We start from the raw sequence: 15,828 nt of genomic DNA, 5'->3' as shown, positions 1-15,828 counted from the left end.
GATAAATTAAATTGGAGAATATTTTGTCTACTTTCAAATATGCCGCTTTCCCCCTTCTGGCTTCAGCTTTCTTTCTTGGATCTTGTGGAGACAACCAAACGTCCCAACCTGAAACAGAAACGCCTGAAGTCGAAACAGTTGCCGAGACACCAATGGTCGAGACAACCGATAAATTCACTTACGCGAATTACAAAGACGTGCGTCTGACTCATATCGACTTGAATTTGGACGTGAATTTTGAAGACAAGGTGCTGGACGGTGTTGCCATTTTGGATTTCGAACGGATTGATCCAGAAACTGACGTTTTGGTGCTGGATACCAAAGATCTGACAATCAATTCTATCAGCCTGGTCAACGGGGAAACGACCATGCCGGTCGAGGACTACACCTTGGGAGAGGCCGATCCGGTGTTGGGACAAGAGCTCCGTATTCCGCTGAGTGAAGACGCAGATCAGGTTCTTATCGATTACACAACATCTCCGACAGCAGAAGGTTTGCAATGGTTGTCTCCTGAACAAACCGCAGGAAAGGAAGACCCTTACCTTTTCTCTCAAGCGCAAGCGATAAATGCCCGGACTATGGCCCCATTACAGGACACGCCGGCGGTTAGACTGACCTATTCCGCCACATTGCGCGTGCCGGATGGGCTGCGTCCCCTAATGAGTGCGTCGCAGGGCGAGGAAAACGAAAACGGCGAATATCAATTCGAGATGCCACAGCCTATTCCGTCATATTTGATCGCGATTGCCGTCGGCGATATCGAATTCAAGGCGATTAACGACCATATCGGGGTCTATGCCGAGGAATATATTCTGGATGCGGCGGCTGAAGAGTTTTCTGAAACGCCTCTTATGGAAGAAGCAAATGAAGAGCTTTACGGGCCTTATCGTTGGGGACGTTATGACTTGATAGTTCTTCCTCCTAGCTTTCCTTATGGCGGGATGGAAAACCCGCGCCTGTCTTTCATGACTCCGACTCTGATTGCAGGAGATAAAAGTCTGACCAATGTTGTCGCGCACGAGCTCGCGCATAGCTGGTCCGGCAATCTGGTGACGAATGCCACTTGGCGCGATGCCTGGCTGAATGAAGGCTTTACGTCTTATGTCGAAAACCGTGTGATGGAGAAACTTTACGGGGAACGCCGCGCCGTCATGGAGCAGGCTCTGGCACTGGAAGACTTGAAGCGTGATATAGCGGGAGCGGCGCGGCCAGAATTGACGCAGCTGAAATTGCCCGCAGATATTACTCATCCCGATGATGCGTTCTCGCAAGTGGCTTATGTGAAAGGTCAGTATTTCCTGATCTTCCTGGAAGAGCGTTTCGGACGCGACGCGTTCGATCCGTTCCTTAAAAGCTGGTTTAACGACCATGCTTTTGAGAGCGTGACGACAGAAACATTTTTGGATTATTTGGATGACAATCTACGGGCAGATTATCCAGACGCGGTAACGGACGCGGAAATCGAGGCTTGGGTTTATGAACCCGGCTTGCCTGAAACGGCCAAAAATCCACAATCCGATGCGTTCGAAACTGTTCAGATGCATTCTGACGCTTGGGTAGCAGGAGATCTGTCAACATTTGAGCTTGAGGAAATAGCGGCGGAGTGGTCAACGCATGAGTGGCTTCATTTCCTCAATGGTTTGCCAGATGATCTCGCCTCCGAGCAATATGAAGATCTGGACAAGGCGTTTTCTCTGACAGGCACGCAAAATGCGGAGACAGCTTTCGCTTGGTATATGCTCGCCATCAAAACGGATTATGAAGCCGCTTATGCCGACCTTGAAGGCTTCCTCATGAGTGTCGGGCGCGGGAAGTTCATTTACCGTCTTTATGACGCTCTAAAGGAAAACGGGAAAGCCGAATGGGCGGAGCGCATCTATGCCGAAGCCCGTCCCGGATATCATCCCATTGCGCAGCGCCGGATCGACGACATTTTAAATGAATAGATCAGTGCGTAAGGGTTTAAGATATCTCCTTCTGATTTCAACTTTGGGGTCACTGTCCGCGTGCGCGCATTTAGGCGAAAGGCCCGCGAAGTCCTTTGCGTTTGTGGGCACGGTAACCAAAATTGAAATGTGGAGACCAACATTCGCTGAAATTCAGAAGGACTACCGTTCTAAGAACCCAAAAATGCATCCTGACACGGTAATTATCACAAATTCTTGCGGAAAAATAAGAGCGGAATTTGATGTCGTTGTTTCTACAGAGCCAATGGAGGACCGTTTTAGTCTGACGACGACTATTGGCGAGTGGTGTAAACAACCCTTTCAGTTTCAAAAAGAACATTTTGTTGAAATGCTTGGAAATCAACTCGTCTTTTCTAAGAAAGTGGAGAAAGATGGACAGGGCGGCTTTGTTGTAGAAATGTTAGAGGATAAACTGAAGTATTATAACAGGAGGAGTGATCTGAACCTCCTAGAATTACAAGATTCTGCTGAAAAGGGCACGGTCAGGGTCTCGGTTAAGCTATCACCTAGTCCGGATAAACCTTAGTCTAGATGAGAGCGCCAATAAAAAAACCCGGCTCGAAAGGCCGGGTTTTTCTTTATTCCGTAAACTCTATTCAATTAGCTTTGGCGCTCTGGGCGGTGAATACCGAGGGTCGAGATTCTCATCGAGATAGTCCTCAATCACGTCCAGCGCAATTTCCAGATGATTTGTATAGAAGTGATCCGCGCCTTCGATTTCATGCGTGGAAATTTTGTGGCCCTTTTGCACGCGGATTTTGTCGACAACGCGATCCACATCATCAGCTGGGACGATAGAATCCTCAGACCCATACGTCACCAGACCTGACGCCGGGCAGGGGGCAAGAAAGGCAAAGTCATACGTATTGGTCGGCAATGACATGGAAATAAATCCGGCTACTTCCGGACGGCGCATCAAAAGCTGCATGCCGATCCAAGCGCCAAAGGAATATCCCGACACCCAGGAAAAAGGCGCGTTCTGATTGAAGCTTTGTAGCCAGTCCAGTGCATAAGCTGCATCCTGCAATTCGCCCTGTCCATTATCGTAAACGCCCATAGAGCGCCCAATACCGCGGAAATTAAAGCGCAGGACGGAGAAGCCGCGGCGCTTATAGCTTTCATACATGGCAACGGGAATGCGGTGATCCATATGACCGCCCGCTTTCGGGTGAGGCGATAGAATCAACGCACAAGGGGCTTGCGGGTCATCCGAGGGGTGATAGCGACCTTCGAGACGACCATCCGGTCCGGCAAAAATGACTTCAGGCATTAACCCTCACATAAATATGGGTCGCTTCGGCGTAACGTCCTGTAAAAAGGTGGATATGTCGCGCGAAAGAACCCTGTTCTAATCTTGACTAAATAGGTCAGGATACATACATCCAGCCTGTAAATTGTCGGTTCGCGCGCCCTTTAACAAGCTACGCCGCGAATTGCGAGAAAAACCTTCATAAAGGAGCCGGAAACGCTTTGAAACTGACTGCCAAAGGACGATACGCCGTTATGGCGATGGCCGACCTCGCCGCGCAAGGCGAAGGTGTGCGCTCGTCTTTGGCTGATATTAACACGCGTCAGGGCATTTCCATTACCTTTCTGGAGCAGTTGTTTAACAAACTTCGCAAAGCTGAATTGGTAAAATCCGTGCGCGGGGCAAAAGGCGGCTACATCCTCAATGTTCCGGCTCAAACCCTGACGCTTGACCGCATTATTCATGCCGTGAATGAGGATATCAAAGCCCATGGCTGCACACCGGATGATCGCCTCGGATGCACCGGCCGGACAAGCCGTTGTCTGACCCACAATCTTTGGGGCGCCTTGGAAAGCCATATTGAGCAATTTCTGGCTTCTGTGACTGTTCAGGACGTCGTTGAGGGGCGTTTGCCCGTCTTGGCTGTTCGGACGCAGGAATTGGAGGCGGCGGAATGAGTAGTCTCTCACAAAGCAGAACTTACCTCGACCATAATGCTACGACCTTTACGTGGCCGGAAGTGATAGAGGCTGTGACCAAGGCTATGGCCGTGGACGGAAATCCAACGGCGCAACATGTCGATGGCCGCGCCGCCAACGGAATTGTGTCCAAAGCTCGCGAGGCCGTGGGTCTGGCGATGGGAGTCTGCGCTCAAGACGTGATGTTTACAGGGAGCGGAACTGAGGCTGACAACACAGCCATTTGGTCCGCAATTCAGGCAGGGTGCAAACACCTCCTAATATCTTCCATGGATCATCCGGCGACGATATTGGCAGCTGAGAATTATGGCGTTTCTTTCGAGCTCATCCCGGCGGACCGAGAAGGCCGCACAGATATAAACTGGCTGGCGAAGAAACTGGACAGTTGGGACAAAAGTCTCGGACGTCCTTTTGTTTCGATTGTCGCCGCGAATTCTGAAACAGGCGTCATTCAGGATGTCGAGACAGCGACCGAACTTGTTCGTAACGCTAGCGGCCTGATCTTGGTCGACGCCGTTCAGGCACTAGGCAAGATTTCTATGACCTTTATGCCGGATTACCTTGCTGTATCTGCCCACAAGATTGGTGGGCCAAAGGGCGTGGGGGCGTTATATGTCGCTCCGGACGCACCTTTCACGCCGCTCTTATCAGGCGGAGGGCAGGAACGTCGCCGCCGCTCTGGCACCCACAATGTAGGAGGCATTGCCGGATTTGGCGCGGCCTGCTCAATGGGTATCAATCTGGAACATACGCGTGAACTACGCGCTATTTTAGAAGCCGAACTTAAAAAAATGGAGCCGGAATTAGTGATTTTCGGCGAAGGCGCAGACCGCCTTCCGAATACGAGCTTTTTTGCGATCCCGGATGCGAGCTCCATGACCTTGATGATGGCGCTCGATCTCGAAGGCATTTCCGTTTCGACCGGAACGGCGTGTTCTTCTGGCAAGGTCGGGGAAAGCCGCTCTATCAAAGCCATGGGACGGCTCGACGAAGCCCCGAAAGGCGCGATCCGCGTGAGTTTCGGCGATAATGCTATATTAAACGAAGTCGAAGACTTCCTCCTGGCGTGGAGCAAGATACGCCGAAAGCCGCTTCCATTCACGCCTTCGCCGCGCGGCATTGCGGATATCGAGGTGGAAAAAAGCAGACCAAAGACAGATGCAACCAAGATAGGTGCAACATGAGTGAACAAGTAAAAGTCAAAGAGTCCATTGAGCAGTCCACCGTTGAAGGTGTCCGCTCTCTGGAAGCCGATAAATATAAATACGGATTTGATTCCGATATCGAGCAGGACTTCGCGCCCAAGGGGCTGGACGAAGATATTGTTCGGTTCATCTCTGCCAAAAAGGAAGAGCCGGAATGGCTGCTGGAATGGCGACTCGAAGCTTATCGCCGTTGGCTGACGCTGGAAGAGCCGGACTGGGCGATGATCAAATACCCCAAGATCGATTATCAGGATGCTTATTATTACGCATCCCCGACAAAGAAAGAGGGGCCGAAATCGCTCGACGAAGTCGATCCTGAGATTCTGGCGGTCTATGACAAACTGGGCATTTCCTTGCGCGAACAGGAAGTTCTGGCTGGTGTAGAAGGCGCACCGAAAGTGGCCGTGGACGCCGTTTTTGACTCTGTTTCAGTAGTGACGACTTTTAAGGAAGAGCTCGCCAAAGATGGTGTGATTTTCTGTTCCTTCTCTGAAGCCGTTAAAAACCATCCAGAGCTTGTCAGAAAATATATGGGATCGGTTGTACCGATTACAGATAACTACTTCGCCACGCTCAACAATGCCGTCTTTTCCGACGGATCTTTTGTTTATATTCCGCCAGGGGTGAGATGCCCTATGGAGCTCTCAACTTATTTCCGGATGAATGCTCAAGGCACAGGCCAGTTCGAACGGACGCTTATTATTGCGGATAAAGGCTCTTATGTGTCCTATCTCGAGGGCTGCACAGCCCCAATGCGGGACGAAAACCAGCTTCACGCGGCGATTGTCGAGATTGTCGTGCATGAAGACGCTGAAGTGAAATATTCCACGGTCCAGAACTGGTGGCCGGGCGACAGTGAAGGTAAAGGCGGGGTCTATAACTTTGTGACCAAACGGGCCGACTGCCGGGGCGATAATTCCAAAGTGTCCTGGACACAGGTTGAAACCGGCTCTGCCGTGACCTGGAAATACCCAAGCTGCATCCTTCGCGGCGATAATTCTCAGGGCGAGTTTTACTCCATCGCGATTACCAATGGCTATCAACAGGCGGATACCGGCACAAAGATGATCCATTTAGGCAAGAACACCAAGTCCCGGGTGATTTCCAAAGGCATTAGCGCCGGGAAATCCAACTCGACCTATAGAGGTCTCGTTAGCGCTCATAAGAAAGCCACGAATGCCCGGAACTTCACGCAATGTGACTCCCTGCTGATTGGCGATCAATGCGGGGCGCACACTGTGCCTTATGTGGAAAGCAATACACCGAGTGCGCAATTTGAGCATGAGGCGACGACGTCTAAGCTCTCGGATGATCAACTCTTTTATTGCCGTCAGCGCGGCCTGTCCGAAGAGGAATCTGTTGCGCTTTTGGTCAATGGGTTCTGTCGTGACGTCCTACAGGAACTTCCCATGGAGTTTGCCGTCGAGGCTCAAAAGCTAGTCGCCATTAGTTTGGAAGGAAGCGTGGGATAATGACAGATGAGGAAAAAAACAAGCAGGGTCTGATGTGGCTCTTAATACTTGTCGGGGCAGTCGTTCTGCTCGCTGCGGCCATTTATATCGGCAGGAGCATCGGCTCTGCGACGAACCCGGAGGTTGAAACTCCGGTTGACGCGCCTATTGATCCAAGGCCAGGCGATCTGACGCCGCCGGACAAAACGGCTGAACCGACGGAGCCAGACGAAATCATTTCCGCGCAAAGAGTGACCGTTCCGGGGATGGAACTCGGCATGTCTTCCGCTGAAGTGGAAAACCTCTTGGAAGAGCGCTTTACGCCGGAGACCAGTGAAGGAAATCAGAGCTTTGATATGCGCCTGACCCCGCAAACCGAGAATGGTTACAGCTTAATCGCCACGGCGGATAATCTGATGGACGACTCTATAAAGGCGCAGGAAATCACAGCCATGTTCCGTCCGGGCGAGCGTGATAATTTCGTTCTGTCGGAATATAATGTTCGCGTTCAATGCCGCCGAGGCTCTAACGCTGGAAACTGGCAAACACAGGCTTGTCCCTAATGCGCCTTTTTCTTTGCATAGCTTCCGCGGTTTTAATGGCCGCTTGCTCTCCGGATACGCCCAGCGCGCCTGAGGCAATCGTCAATGCGCAAACGGCGGCGGTTACAGAGCCGTCCGATCCGCCTGCGCCGGACAAGCCTCTGCTTCCGGAAAAGCGGGATTTGGAAGATATAGATTTTTCCAATTTCAGTGGGAAGCTCGCTAAATATACGGGCCTTGAAATCGGTCAATCCCGCGTTGAAGCGATTGAAAATGTTCGGCTCTATTTTGCGCCGGGAGCAGCCGATACAATATTGAAAACGTCGCAGCTTAGTTTTGACCGTGAGGATGGTTCCGTGCTGATTTTCACGGCAGAAGGCTTTGCCGATGAGGCGATTAAAGGCGAAGAGATTTATCTTATCCTGTCCGGGCCGAGGGGCGAGCAAAAACTGGCAGCCTATGGATCCCGCATCAAATGCTGGCGCGGTGAAAATACAACAGAGTGGCAGGTAGAAGCCTGTCCATAATGAAGGAATAAGCCATGGCGAAAAAGCCTGACGCAAAACGAAAATTCATCCAGCTCTCTGAAGGAGAGAAGACCTATGCCATGTCCCGCGCCGTGGTGCAGGGTGATTGGTGCTTTGTCTCCGGGACAGTCGGATATGATTATAATTCCGGCGAACTGCCGGAAAGCGCGGCGCAGCAGGCGCAGAACACTTTCACGAATATCATGGCGGCGCTGAATGCGGCCGGGTTTGAACTCGGCCATACGATCCGGGTGCAATACACCGTCTCTGACCGTAAATATGTCGAAGACGTGCTCCCCGTCTTACGCAAGCACTTCGGCGCTATTTTGCCGGCGGCCACCATGGTGATTGCGGAAATGGTCGATGAGAAAATGAAAATTGAAATCGAAGTGACGTGTTTTAAGGGCGCGTGATAAATTTAAACCTGTCATTCCGCACGGAGCGAAGCGCAGATGCGGAAGGTCGAGAGTTTGGGGCTATATGCAGAAGTGGCTCGCAACCTCTCGACCTTCCGGGTTCTCCCTTGGAGCCCCGGAATGACAGAGTTTTAGGAATCGAATGAACGAAAAGATCAACATAAACGAGAAATTCTCGATGTTCTCAGAGCAATGGCGACCGAAAATCGTTGCGCAGCTCAATGGACAGGACTTCAAACTCGCGAAAATCCAGGGTGAATATCCTTGGCATGCGCATGAGGCAGAGGACGAAATGTTCTTCGTCTGGCGCGGCTCGCTTGAACTAGATTTTCGCGACGGCTCTGTTGTGCGGTTGGAAGAAGGCGAAGCCTATGTCATTCCCAAAGGCGTCGAACATCGGCCCCGAGCTGAACAAGAATGCCAGATTTTCCTAATTGAACCAACAGGTGTGAAGAATAGCGGGACGGCCACCGTTGACGCGATTTACGACGCGCCTATCGGGGAGTGGGTGTGAAATGAGTAAATCGACCTCTTAAGCCTTTTTGCATGGCAAATGACTCGAATAAAAAATTTGAAAGAGAAGTAATGTTAAAAATCAATAATTTATCCGCGACTGTTGATGACGGTCAGAAAACAATTTTAAAGGATCTGTCGTTGGAAATTCCGGCGGGAGAGGTTCATGCGATCATGGGGCCTAACGGCGCCGGGAAATCGACTTTGTCCTATGTCCTGACGGGGCGTGAAGGATATGCTGCATCGGATGGCTCTATCGAATTTGAAGGCGATGACCTGCTCGAGAGGGAGCCGGAAGAGCGCGCCGCGAAAGGCCTCTTCTTATCTTTCCAGTATCCACTGGAAATCCCGGGCGTACCGACCATGACGTTTTTGAAAACCGCTCTAAACGCCCAGCGCAAAGCGCGCGGCGAAGAGGAAATGAAAGCGCCTGAATTCCTCAAGAAAGCCAAAGCCCTGGCCAAAGAGCTTAAGATGGATCCGGACATGCTTAAACGCCCGCTGAATGTCGGCTTCTCCGGCGGCGAGAAAAAGCGGATGGAGATTTTCCAGATGATGATGCTGGAACCCCGCTTTATCGTCATGGACGAAACGGATTCCGGTCTTGACGTTGATGCGATGCGGATTGTTGCCGATGGCGTGAACAGGCTCCGTTCCGAGGAATTCGGAGGCAAGGATCGAGGAATGCTCGTCATCACCCATTATCAGCGTTTGCTCGACTATATTGTACCAGACAAAGTCCATGTTCTGGCAGGCGGTAAAATCGCCGAGACAGGCGATGCCGAATTTGCGAAAAAACTCGAAGCGGAAGGATATGACGCCTATGCCGCTTGATCTCAAAACATTACCCCACCGCCGACAGGAAGCGTGGAAGTGGACGGATGTCCAAGCCAAAGTCAGTGAAGACCAGAACGGTCTGACCCGCGCCGCCATTCCGGAATTTGACGTGCCGGAAGGCGTGCATTTGTCAGAAGGTGAAGGCCATAAGGGCCATGGCGCTATGGCTGACCTTGCCGCGCAATTTGGCGGGAAAAGCTGGAATCTCTATGTTCCGGCGGACACACATCCCGAAAGCGACTTGACCATTGACCGTTTGGCGCAGGGCCATGCCCGCATCGCGATTATGGTCGATAAAGGCGCGAGCCTGACGATTACAGAGAATTATGAAGGCGCGGAGAACGGATTTTCCAATCTGGATTTGCAAATTCATCTCGCCGAAGGCGCGACGCTTTCCCGCCGCGTTATCCACCGTGATCCTGATAGTCATATTCGTATTTCCCATGCGCATATTGCGGCAGAGGCGAACACCAAGATTACGCAGCATTGCCTGTCATTCGGGGGCGCGCTGAGCCGTTTGGAAACGCATCTGACCTGTGAAGGTGAGGGCGTGAAAGCCGTGTTGAACGGGGCATATCTGCTCTGCGATAAACGTCATACGGACATGACGAGTTTCATTCGATTAAAACAGCCCGACAGCCATATCCGCCAAGCCGTCAAAGGCGTGGTCACGGATAAAACGCGCGGCGTGTTCCAAGGGAAATTTCTGGTGGAAAGGCCCGCCCAGCAAACGGACGCCGCCATGCGCCATGACGCGCTGATGTTATCTGACAACGCCGAAGTTCGGTCTAAGCCGGAACTTGAGATTTATGCCGACGATGTGGCTTGTGAACACGGGAACACGATCGGCGCCCTGGATGACAGCGCGCTGTTTTATATGCGTCAGCGCGGCATTCCGCTCAAACAGGCGCGGGCGCTCCTGACCGAAGCCTTCGTGGCTGAGGCCTTTGATAGTCTGGCCGATGAAGGTTTGCGCAACTCCCTAAATGAGAAAATACGGGAGTGGTTGGAGAACACTGAGTGACACTGGCCGTAACAGCCATAATCTTAGTCGGAATCGGCTTGTTCCTTGCGGGACGCATTTCCGAACGAAGTAAGGGCCGTTCAAGAGTCACAAGTTTTATGCGGATATTCGGTTTGACGCTCGTTATCTACGGCGCCCTTAAAATCGTTTTTGGAATTTAGATGTTCGACACAGAGATGGTTCGCGGCGATGTAAGTAAGGGCTTGAAAGGCGGAAAAGAGGGATGACGTACTCCAACCTTGCCATATTGCTTTTTGGCTGTGCCGTGACGTTGTTTATTGCGTCTCACCTTTCGAGGCGGAGGGCGGGAAACAACCCGAAACTGCAGATTTTTATCAAGGGTTTAACCGTCATCACATTAACGCTTGCGGCTGTTTATTTTTATAGGCGGTTTATAGGATGATACATGTGCAAACACTTTTTTTGTGGCGGGATGCGTAAATGATTTCAACTGCAGACATTATTGCCGCTCTCATTGGGGGTAATTTATATTTGTGTGGCCGTCTCTTGGCGGGGTTTAAGGGCGATAAGGCCCTCTTTCGGTATTTGCGGTTTGCCGGAATTCTTATTTTACTTTTCAGTGTTGTAAAAATCGCATTTGGGTATTTTTCATGAGTTTCAACGTTAACGCCATACGCGAACAATTTCCTATCCTTTCGCGGGAGGTGAATGGCTACCCATTGGCCTATCTTGATAATGCGGCCTCTGCACAAAAGCCGCGCGCCGTGATCGATACGCTGAGCCGCCAAATGGAAACCTCTTTCGCCAATGTGCATCGGGGCCTGCACACAATGGCCAATGAAACGACGGAAGGCTTCGAAGGGGCGAGGGGGAAAGTCGCCAAATTCCTCGGCGCGCCGTCACCGGACAATGTCGTCTTTACCAAAGGCGCAACCGAAGCGCTGAACCTGGCCGCTTACGGCCTGATGCACACTATTAAGCCCGGTGACGAAATTATCGTCACTCAGATGGAGCATCATTCCAATATCGTGCCTTGGCATTTCATGCGGGAGCGCCTGGGCGCGGTTCTGAAATTTGTGCCTGTTCTTGAAAATGGCACGCTCGATCTCGATGCGTTTAAGTCGATGTTGTCACCCAAAACGAAAATCGTCTCGGTGGTTTATATGTCCAATGTGCTCGGCACGGTGAACCCGGTTAAGCAGATCGGAGAGTGGGCGCATGAGGCAGGCGCAACCTTTATCGTCGATGGCACGCAGGCCGCTGTTCATAAGAAAGTGGATGTCGTTGATATAGACGCGGACCTTTTTGCCATGACGGGGCATAAGCTCTACGGCCCGACTGGCGTGGGCGCGCTTTATGGAAAAACGGACATTTTGGAACGGATGCAGCCTTTTAACGGCGGCGGAGAAATGATTGAGGATGTGTTCGAAGACCGCGTGACCTATAATGAACCGCCGCATAAATTCGAAGCCGGAACGCCGCCAATTCTAGAGGCAATCGCTCTCGGTGCGGCGATTGACTGGGTTTCTCAGTTTGATTTTGACGCCGTGCACAAACATGAAATGGCCGTTTATCAGCATGCCTTGCAAGGATTGCGGGAGATGAACTCCTTCAAATTGCTTGGCGCGGCGCCGGAGAAAGGGCCTGTTCTAGCGTTCAACCTTGAAGGCGCTCATGCCCATGATGTAGCCCAGATACTGGATAAATACGGGGTTGCCGTGCGGGCCGGGCAACATTGTACGCAGCCGCTTATGGAACGGTTCGAAATTCACGGCTCCGTGCGGGCGAGTTTTGGGATTTACAACACAATAGACGAGGCTGACCGACTGATTGCAGGTCTGAAGAAGGCCAGCCTCTTTTTATCCTAGTCGAAAAGGACTATATAGGAGTTGAAATGGAAAACATGACTGACAGACAACGTGAAGCGGAAGCTATGGCGAACTCTCAAATTCCCGGAATGACGTCCGAGAATGAGAAGGGCAGTGCGACTGAAGCGCCTGCGAAAAAACGCGACGTAATGGACGTTTCCGGCGCGCCAACGACAAAACCGACTGACGCCGAAATTGCGACCATCACGCATGACGTAATTGAACAGCTAAAATCTGTATATGATCCGGAAATTCCGACGGATATTTACGAACTTGGTTTGATCTATAAGGTCGAGCTTGAAGATGACCGTTTGTTGAACGTCACTATGACCCTTACCGCGCCTGGATGCCCTGTGGCCGGCGAAATGCCGATCTGGGTGCGCGATGCGTGCCTCGCTGTAGATGGCGTTCGCGATGTTGATGTGCAAATGACATTTGACCCGCCTTGGACCCCTGACCGTATGTCCGATGAAGCCAGACTCGAATTGAATATGTTATGAACGAAGTTCTCACAAAAACCCGTACCCGACGCCCGCGTCCGAAACTCGTGACGTTGACCGATGCGGCCGCTGAACAGGTGAAATCCATTCTCGCCGAACGCGACCAGGGTTATTTGCGTGTCGGCGTTAAAAATGGCGGCTGCGCCGGCATGGAATATATGATGGATTATGTGCCGGAGATTGAAAAATTCGACGAAGTTGTCGAAGACAATGGCGTCACCATTGTTGTCGACGCTAAGGCAGTCCTGTTCATTCTAGGCTCTGTTATTGACTATGAAGTCGATATTCTCTCGGCAAAGTTCACTTTCAAAAATCCCAACCAAACCGATGCGTGTGGATGCGGAGAAAGCGTGACTATTACGCCTGCAGCGTTTTAGAGCGTGGATGAAGGCATCCAATGGGATGACGACCCTAAGTCGTTAATATCAGCATTTTTTGCCGAGCTAGTTTTGGCTTTGGGGACATTTGCATATGTTTTTTGGATGAAGCCGAGGTTTGGTCTTTTAATCTCATTAGTATCACTAGTTTTATTCGGTTACCTGCTTAGTAAATTGGCGCCACATGCTTTACGGATGAAACTCGGAAAGCAATCGCGATTAACTTACGCGATGTTGCTATTTGTACCTCTTGTATTTGGTTTTATTCTCCCTCTTATTTTCGACAGTCCCTATTTCAATGATTCAGAAGGATTTATAATATCTATTGGTATTGGATTGTCAGTTGGCAGTGCTTACCTGCTTATAAGACTTCTAGCTAGTTTGCTGTCGAAACCGAGTGCTTAGTCCGTTCTAGTCAAAGGTTCGGAAATAATACCGACTGCTTTTTAAACAATAATTTAGGCACCTCAGCCAGCTATATGCGGCTATCAAGGTTTATAGATTCGCATGGAGGCTGTATGAACGCCCGATCCCTGACCATCCCGAAGAGCTGGAAAACGCTAAGCTTCGGGAGTCTTTTTTCTGCTGTTATTTATCCTGTTCTAGGGTTAGCACTTTTAATTACGCTCATTCTGGTGGGCTTATTGGTCCAGAGCCTGGATATGGCGTGGTGGTATCTGCCTTTGGGGCTCGGTGTTGTAGCTCTGTCCATCTTTGTTTGTAATGCAGGCATCGGGCCGCTGCACCGAATTATGCAGCACAAGGCCGGGGAACTTCGGGCGCCGGCTCAGATCCTGACTATGTTTAACCTGGTGATTGCTATGCAGGGAACTGTACGCGAATGGGTCAATTATCACAGCCAGCATCATAGCTTTGCGGACAAGCCGGGGGATCCTCACAACCCGTTTGAGGGGAAGTTTTGGGCGTGGATAGGCTGGATCCTATGGCGGGATGAAAATGACAACCGTCGTCCCATGGCTTTATGGCTTCGGCAAAATCCGATCGTGGTCTGGATGGATCGGTTTTATCATTCGATTTCTCTCATTGTCCATTTAGCCATTCCGGCCTTTATATACCTTATTGTCTGGATGAGCGGAGGCTCTCTTATCCTGACCGGTATCCTACATGGCTGCGTCATTATCGGGCGAGCAATTCAGTTCCACGCGACCACTTATGGCATTAATGTCCTAGGGCATCTTACAACCCCGAAATGGGCGGATTACGCCATGGCGCTTTTGACGGGCGGGGAAGCCTTTCATGACCACCATCATGATGAGCCGCAATCTGCGCTGCATTTGCCGCGTAAAGGATTCTGGAACCGTGTTTTCGATTATAACGGGACGATATTACTAGTATTTGAGAAGTTTGGTTGGGTGAAAGATCTCAAAATTGCCCCGAGATTCGCCTGATTGGCGCAAAACTTCTAAATATAAAATGTAACCTTGACGTTACAAAATGAGCGGTCTATATGTAACCCATAGGTTACAAATGGAGTCTCTCATGGCAAAAACTGAAAATACAGAAAATTTATCACGGCAGAGGGCGCTGATCCTCATGTTCCTCGCTTCGACTTACCTTATCTGGCAGGTGCCCAGTATGGATTGGATCGCGGACGCGAACTCTTCCACACGGAGCATGGCGGACAATATCGCTGATGCTGGCCAAATCTTATGGGCTTTAGGACTCTTGTTCTTGGTCGTAAAAGGAAAAAGAATGTTCAAACGTCTGTCCGCTTCGGCTCAAGCCGTAATGGAAGATGATCTTGTAAAAGCGCACCGATCCAAAGCAATAAAAATAGGTTATCTCATTTTGATGGCCGCTATATTTGGTCTGTTTATTATGACGAGATTTCTTCCCATGACCGGAAGCGACATGTCTCGACTCATTATGGCAATTGGTGTGGCGAGCCCGCTATATGCCTTCGCGTTCATGGAACTTCACGATGCCTGATCATCCTGAACTCATGAATGCTTTAACTCAATACCGTAAGGCGGCGGGATTGACGCAAAGTGATTTGGCGGAGAGGGTAAGTGTGAGCCGTAAGACTATTAATACAGTAGAAAATGGCGTCTTTGTACCCACCACAATTTTATCATTGAAATTGGCAAAGGCCCTGGACGTTAGTGTCGAAGATTTATTTCAACTCCCATAATGCTCACCAACCAAAAAAGCCCCGCTTTTGCGGGGCTTGATATATTAGGAAATCTTTGAAGTTAAGCAGCAGATTCCTGCTTTTTCTCTTCTTTAGGCTTACGCTCATTGAAATCTTCGAGCATTTCTTTTTCTTCGGATTTCTTGAAGAGTTTCTTGGCCTTCGGGAAAAATTCAGCTTCTTCTTCGTCCACGTGATGAATAACTTTATGAGCTAATTTTTCGAACTTTTTGAGCCACAAATCATCAGATTGATCCATAATGTCCAATTCGGAGATTATTTCGTGCATCTCCTGATGTTCTTCAACCGCGTGTCGCGTTTCGTCTGTACCATCAGGATCCCGCATCAATTCAGAGTAAAAAGCCTGTTCTTCGGCCGAAGCATGAGCTTCCAGCTCAACTTTCAAATCTGTCCAGAGCTCGGAACGATTTTTTGACCCGTTCTGAGTTTTCTTAATTTTCTCGATCAAATCCCTTTGTTTGTCGTGATCTTTTTCAAGTCTCGTATAAATTGACATTCTTACTCCTCTAGTAACATCTTG

Annotated in this window: 20 protein-coding genes; 18 read left to right on the top strand and 2 right to left on the bottom strand. The window is 50.3% G+C overall.

The genetic code is table 11. From position 1 onward, the window contains the following. Positions 1-23 precede the first annotated feature (23 nt). Both ACN0IC_RS08515 and ACN0IC_RS08510 read left to right on the top strand, forming a co-directional pair. Complete coding sequence (locus tag ACN0IC_RS08515) at positions 24-1,946, top strand: M1 family metallopeptidase (RefSeq protein ID WP_416878348.1); 1,923 nt, start codon at positions 24-26, stop codon at positions 1,944-1,946. A gap of 184 nt (positions 1,947-2,130) precedes the next feature. Then, positions 2,131-2,493, top strand: a complete 363-nt coding sequence (locus tag ACN0IC_RS08510; RefSeq protein ID WP_416878347.1) for a hypothetical protein — start codon at positions 2,131-2,133, stop codon at positions 2,491-2,493. A gap of 66 nt (positions 2,494-2,559) precedes the next feature. On the opposite strand, the gene ACN0IC_RS08505 is transcribed toward ACN0IC_RS08510, so the two are convergent. Continuing rightward, positions 2,560-3,237 carry an alpha/beta hydrolase gene (locus ACN0IC_RS08505; RefSeq protein ID WP_416878346.1) on the bottom strand — a complete coding sequence of 226 codons (678 nt, stop codon included), beginning with the start codon at positions 3,235-3,237 and terminating at the stop codon, positions 2,560-2,562. Between the two features lie 200 nt (positions 3,238-3,437). Here ACN0IC_RS08505 and ACN0IC_RS08500 point away from each other — a divergent pair, with 200 nt between their 5' ends. The 16 genes from ACN0IC_RS08500 to ACN0IC_RS08425 all read left to right on the top strand — a co-directional run bounded on the left by ACN0IC_RS08500 (position 3,438) and on the right by ACN0IC_RS08425 (position 15,287). Then, positions 3,438-3,893: an Rrf2 family transcriptional regulator gene (locus ACN0IC_RS08500; protein ID WP_416878345.1), complete on the top strand. Its 456-nt coding sequence runs from the start codon at positions 3,438-3,440 to the stop codon at positions 3,891-3,893. After that, positions 3,890-5,098, top strand: a complete 1,209-nt coding sequence (locus ACN0IC_RS08495; RefSeq protein ID WP_416878344.1) for a cysteine desulfurase family protein — start codon at positions 3,890-3,892, stop codon at positions 5,096-5,098. The genes ACN0IC_RS08500 and ACN0IC_RS08495 overlap by 4 nt, the downstream gene beginning before the upstream one ends. Further along, the gene (sufB, locus tag ACN0IC_RS08490) at positions 5,095-6,591 is read left to right on the top strand and encodes a Fe-S cluster assembly protein SufB (RefSeq protein WP_416878343.1); all 1,497 of its coding nucleotides are present in this window, start codon (positions 5,095-5,097) and stop codon (positions 6,589-6,591) included. The genes ACN0IC_RS08495 and sufB overlap by 4 nt, the downstream gene beginning before the upstream one ends. Continuing rightward, on the top strand, positions 6,591-7,133 hold the full coding sequence (locus ACN0IC_RS08485; protein ID WP_416878342.1) for a hypothetical protein: 543 nt from the start codon (positions 6,591-6,593) through the stop codon (positions 7,131-7,133). The genes sufB and ACN0IC_RS08485 overlap by 1 nt, the downstream gene beginning before the upstream one ends. Positions 7,134-7,168: 35 nt before the next feature. Further along, positions 7,169-7,639, top strand: a complete 471-nt coding sequence (locus ACN0IC_RS08480) for a hypothetical protein (RefSeq protein ID WP_416878341.1) — start codon at positions 7,169-7,171, stop codon at positions 7,637-7,639. 14 nt (positions 7,640-7,653) lie between these two features. Then, the gene (locus ACN0IC_RS08475; protein ID WP_416878340.1) at positions 7,654-8,052 is read left to right on the top strand and encodes a RidA family protein; all 399 of its coding nucleotides are present in this window, start codon (positions 7,654-7,656) and stop codon (positions 8,050-8,052) included. 145 nt (positions 8,053-8,197) lie between these two features. Then, positions 8,198-8,569 carry a cupin domain-containing protein gene (locus ACN0IC_RS08470; protein WP_416878339.1) on the top strand — a complete coding sequence of 124 codons (372 nt, stop codon included), beginning with the start codon at positions 8,198-8,200 and terminating at the stop codon, positions 8,567-8,569. A gap of 71 nt (positions 8,570-8,640) precedes the next feature. Further along, complete coding sequence (gene sufC / locus ACN0IC_RS08465; protein ID WP_416878338.1) at positions 8,641-9,402, top strand: Fe-S cluster assembly ATPase SufC; 762 nt, start codon at positions 8,641-8,643, stop codon at positions 9,400-9,402. Next, positions 9,383-10,429 (top strand): Fe-S cluster assembly protein SufD, encoded by a 1,047-nt coding sequence (sufD, locus tag ACN0IC_RS08460; RefSeq protein ID WP_416878337.1) that lies wholly within the window; start codon positions 9,383-9,385, stop codon positions 10,427-10,429. Before sufC ends, sufD begins: the two co-directional genes overlap by 20 nt. Before the next feature lie 611 nt (positions 10,430-11,040). Then, on the top strand, positions 11,041-12,258 hold the full coding sequence (locus tag ACN0IC_RS08455; RefSeq protein WP_416878336.1) for a cysteine desulfurase: 1,218 nt from the start codon (positions 11,041-11,043) through the stop codon (positions 12,256-12,258). Positions 12,259-12,323: 65 nt separating this feature from the next. Beyond that, positions 12,324-12,758 (top strand): SUF system Fe-S cluster assembly protein, encoded by a 435-nt coding sequence (locus tag ACN0IC_RS08450; protein ID WP_416878397.1) that lies wholly within the window; start codon positions 12,324-12,326, stop codon positions 12,756-12,758. Further along, positions 12,755-13,135 (top strand): HesB/IscA family protein, encoded by a 381-nt coding sequence (locus ACN0IC_RS08445; protein WP_416878335.1) that lies wholly within the window; start codon positions 12,755-12,757, stop codon positions 13,133-13,135. The genes ACN0IC_RS08450 and ACN0IC_RS08445 overlap by 4 nt, the downstream gene beginning before the upstream one ends. 3 nt (positions 13,136-13,138) lie before the next feature. Beyond that, entirely contained in the window at positions 13,139-13,540 is a 402-nt protein-coding gene (locus tag ACN0IC_RS08440) for a hypothetical protein (RefSeq protein ID WP_416878334.1), read from the top strand. Positions 13,541-13,653: 113 nt separating this feature from the next. Further along, positions 13,654-14,544 carry an acyl-CoA desaturase gene (locus ACN0IC_RS08435; RefSeq protein ID WP_416878333.1) on the top strand — a complete coding sequence of 297 codons (891 nt, stop codon included), beginning with the start codon at positions 13,654-13,656 and terminating at the stop codon, positions 14,542-14,544. A 91-nt stretch (positions 14,545-14,635) separates the two neighbouring features. Continuing rightward, complete coding sequence (locus tag ACN0IC_RS08430; RefSeq protein ID WP_416878332.1) at positions 14,636-15,085, top strand: hypothetical protein; 450 nt, start codon at positions 14,636-14,638, stop codon at positions 15,083-15,085. After that, positions 15,078-15,287 carry a helix-turn-helix transcriptional regulator gene (locus ACN0IC_RS08425; RefSeq protein WP_416878331.1) on the top strand — a complete coding sequence of 70 codons (210 nt, stop codon included), beginning with the start codon at positions 15,078-15,080 and terminating at the stop codon, positions 15,285-15,287. Before ACN0IC_RS08430 ends, ACN0IC_RS08425 begins: the two co-directional genes overlap by 8 nt. Positions 15,288-15,348: 61 nt before the next feature. On the opposite strand, the gene ACN0IC_RS08420 is transcribed toward ACN0IC_RS08425, so the two are convergent. Next, positions 15,349-15,804, bottom strand: a complete 456-nt coding sequence (locus ACN0IC_RS08420) for a hemerythrin domain-containing protein (protein WP_416878330.1) — start codon at positions 15,802-15,804, stop codon at positions 15,349-15,351. Between the last annotated feature and the right edge of the window lie 24 nt (positions 15,805-15,828).

The sequence above is a fragment of the Litorimonas sp. genome, from assembly GCA_029936425.1.
Classification (GTDB): Bacteria; Pseudomonadota; Alphaproteobacteria; order Caulobacterales; family Maricaulaceae; genus Litorimonas.
The sequence above is the reverse complement of the archived record's forward strand: the minus strand, read 5'-3'. Positions and strand labels throughout refer to the sequence as shown.

Excerpts from the sequence above, each read along its gene's own strand:
- ACN0IC_RS08510 (WP_416878347.1), top strand. The coding sequence starts at position 2,131 with ATGCATCCTGACACGGTAATTATCACAAATTCTTGCGGAAAAATAAGA.
- ACN0IC_RS08505 (WP_416878346.1), bottom strand. The coding sequence starts at position 3,237 with ATGCCTGAAGTCATTTTTGCCGGACCGGATGGTCGTCTCGAAGGTCGC.
- ACN0IC_RS08495 (WP_416878344.1), top strand. The coding sequence starts at position 3,890 with ATGAGTAGTCTCTCACAAAGCAGAACTTACCTCGACCATAATGCTACG.
- sufB (WP_416878343.1), top strand. The coding sequence starts at position 5,095 with ATGAGTGAACAAGTAAAAGTCAAAGAGTCCATTGAGCAGTCCACCGTT.
- ACN0IC_RS08485 (WP_416878342.1), top strand. The coding sequence starts at position 6,591 with ATGACAGATGAGGAAAAAAACAAGCAGGGTCTGATGTGGCTCTTAATA.
- ACN0IC_RS08480 (WP_416878341.1), top strand. The coding sequence starts at position 7,169 with ATGGCCGCTTGCTCTCCGGATACGCCCAGCGCGCCTGAGGCAATCGTC.
- ACN0IC_RS08475 (WP_416878340.1), top strand. The coding sequence starts at position 7,654 with ATGGCGAAAAAGCCTGACGCAAAACGAAAATTCATCCAGCTCTCTGAA.
- ACN0IC_RS08470 (WP_416878339.1), top strand. The coding sequence starts at position 8,198 with ATGAACGAAAAGATCAACATAAACGAGAAATTCTCGATGTTCTCAGAG.
- sufC (WP_416878338.1), top strand. The coding sequence starts at position 8,641 with ATGTTAAAAATCAATAATTTATCCGCGACTGTTGATGACGGTCAGAAA.
- sufD (WP_416878337.1), top strand. The coding sequence starts at position 9,383 with ATGACGCCTATGCCGCTTGATCTCAAAACATTACCCCACCGCCGACAG.
- ACN0IC_RS08455 (WP_416878336.1), top strand. The coding sequence starts at position 11,041 with ATGAGTTTCAACGTTAACGCCATACGCGAACAATTTCCTATCCTTTCG.
- ACN0IC_RS08450 (WP_416878397.1), top strand. The coding sequence starts at position 12,324 with ATGGCGAACTCTCAAATTCCCGGAATGACGTCCGAGAATGAGAAGGGC.
- ACN0IC_RS08445 (WP_416878335.1), top strand. The coding sequence starts at position 12,755 with ATGAACGAAGTTCTCACAAAAACCCGTACCCGACGCCCGCGTCCGAAA.
- ACN0IC_RS08435 (WP_416878333.1), top strand. The coding sequence starts at position 13,654 with ATGAACGCCCGATCCCTGACCATCCCGAAGAGCTGGAAAACGCTAAGC.
- ACN0IC_RS08430 (WP_416878332.1), top strand. The coding sequence starts at position 14,636 with ATGGCAAAAACTGAAAATACAGAAAATTTATCACGGCAGAGGGCGCTG.
- ACN0IC_RS08425 (WP_416878331.1), top strand. The coding sequence starts at position 15,078 with ATGCCTGATCATCCTGAACTCATGAATGCTTTAACTCAATACCGTAAG.
- ACN0IC_RS08420 (WP_416878330.1), bottom strand. The coding sequence starts at position 15,804 with ATGTCAATTTATACGAGACTTGAAAAAGATCACGACAAACAAAGGGAT.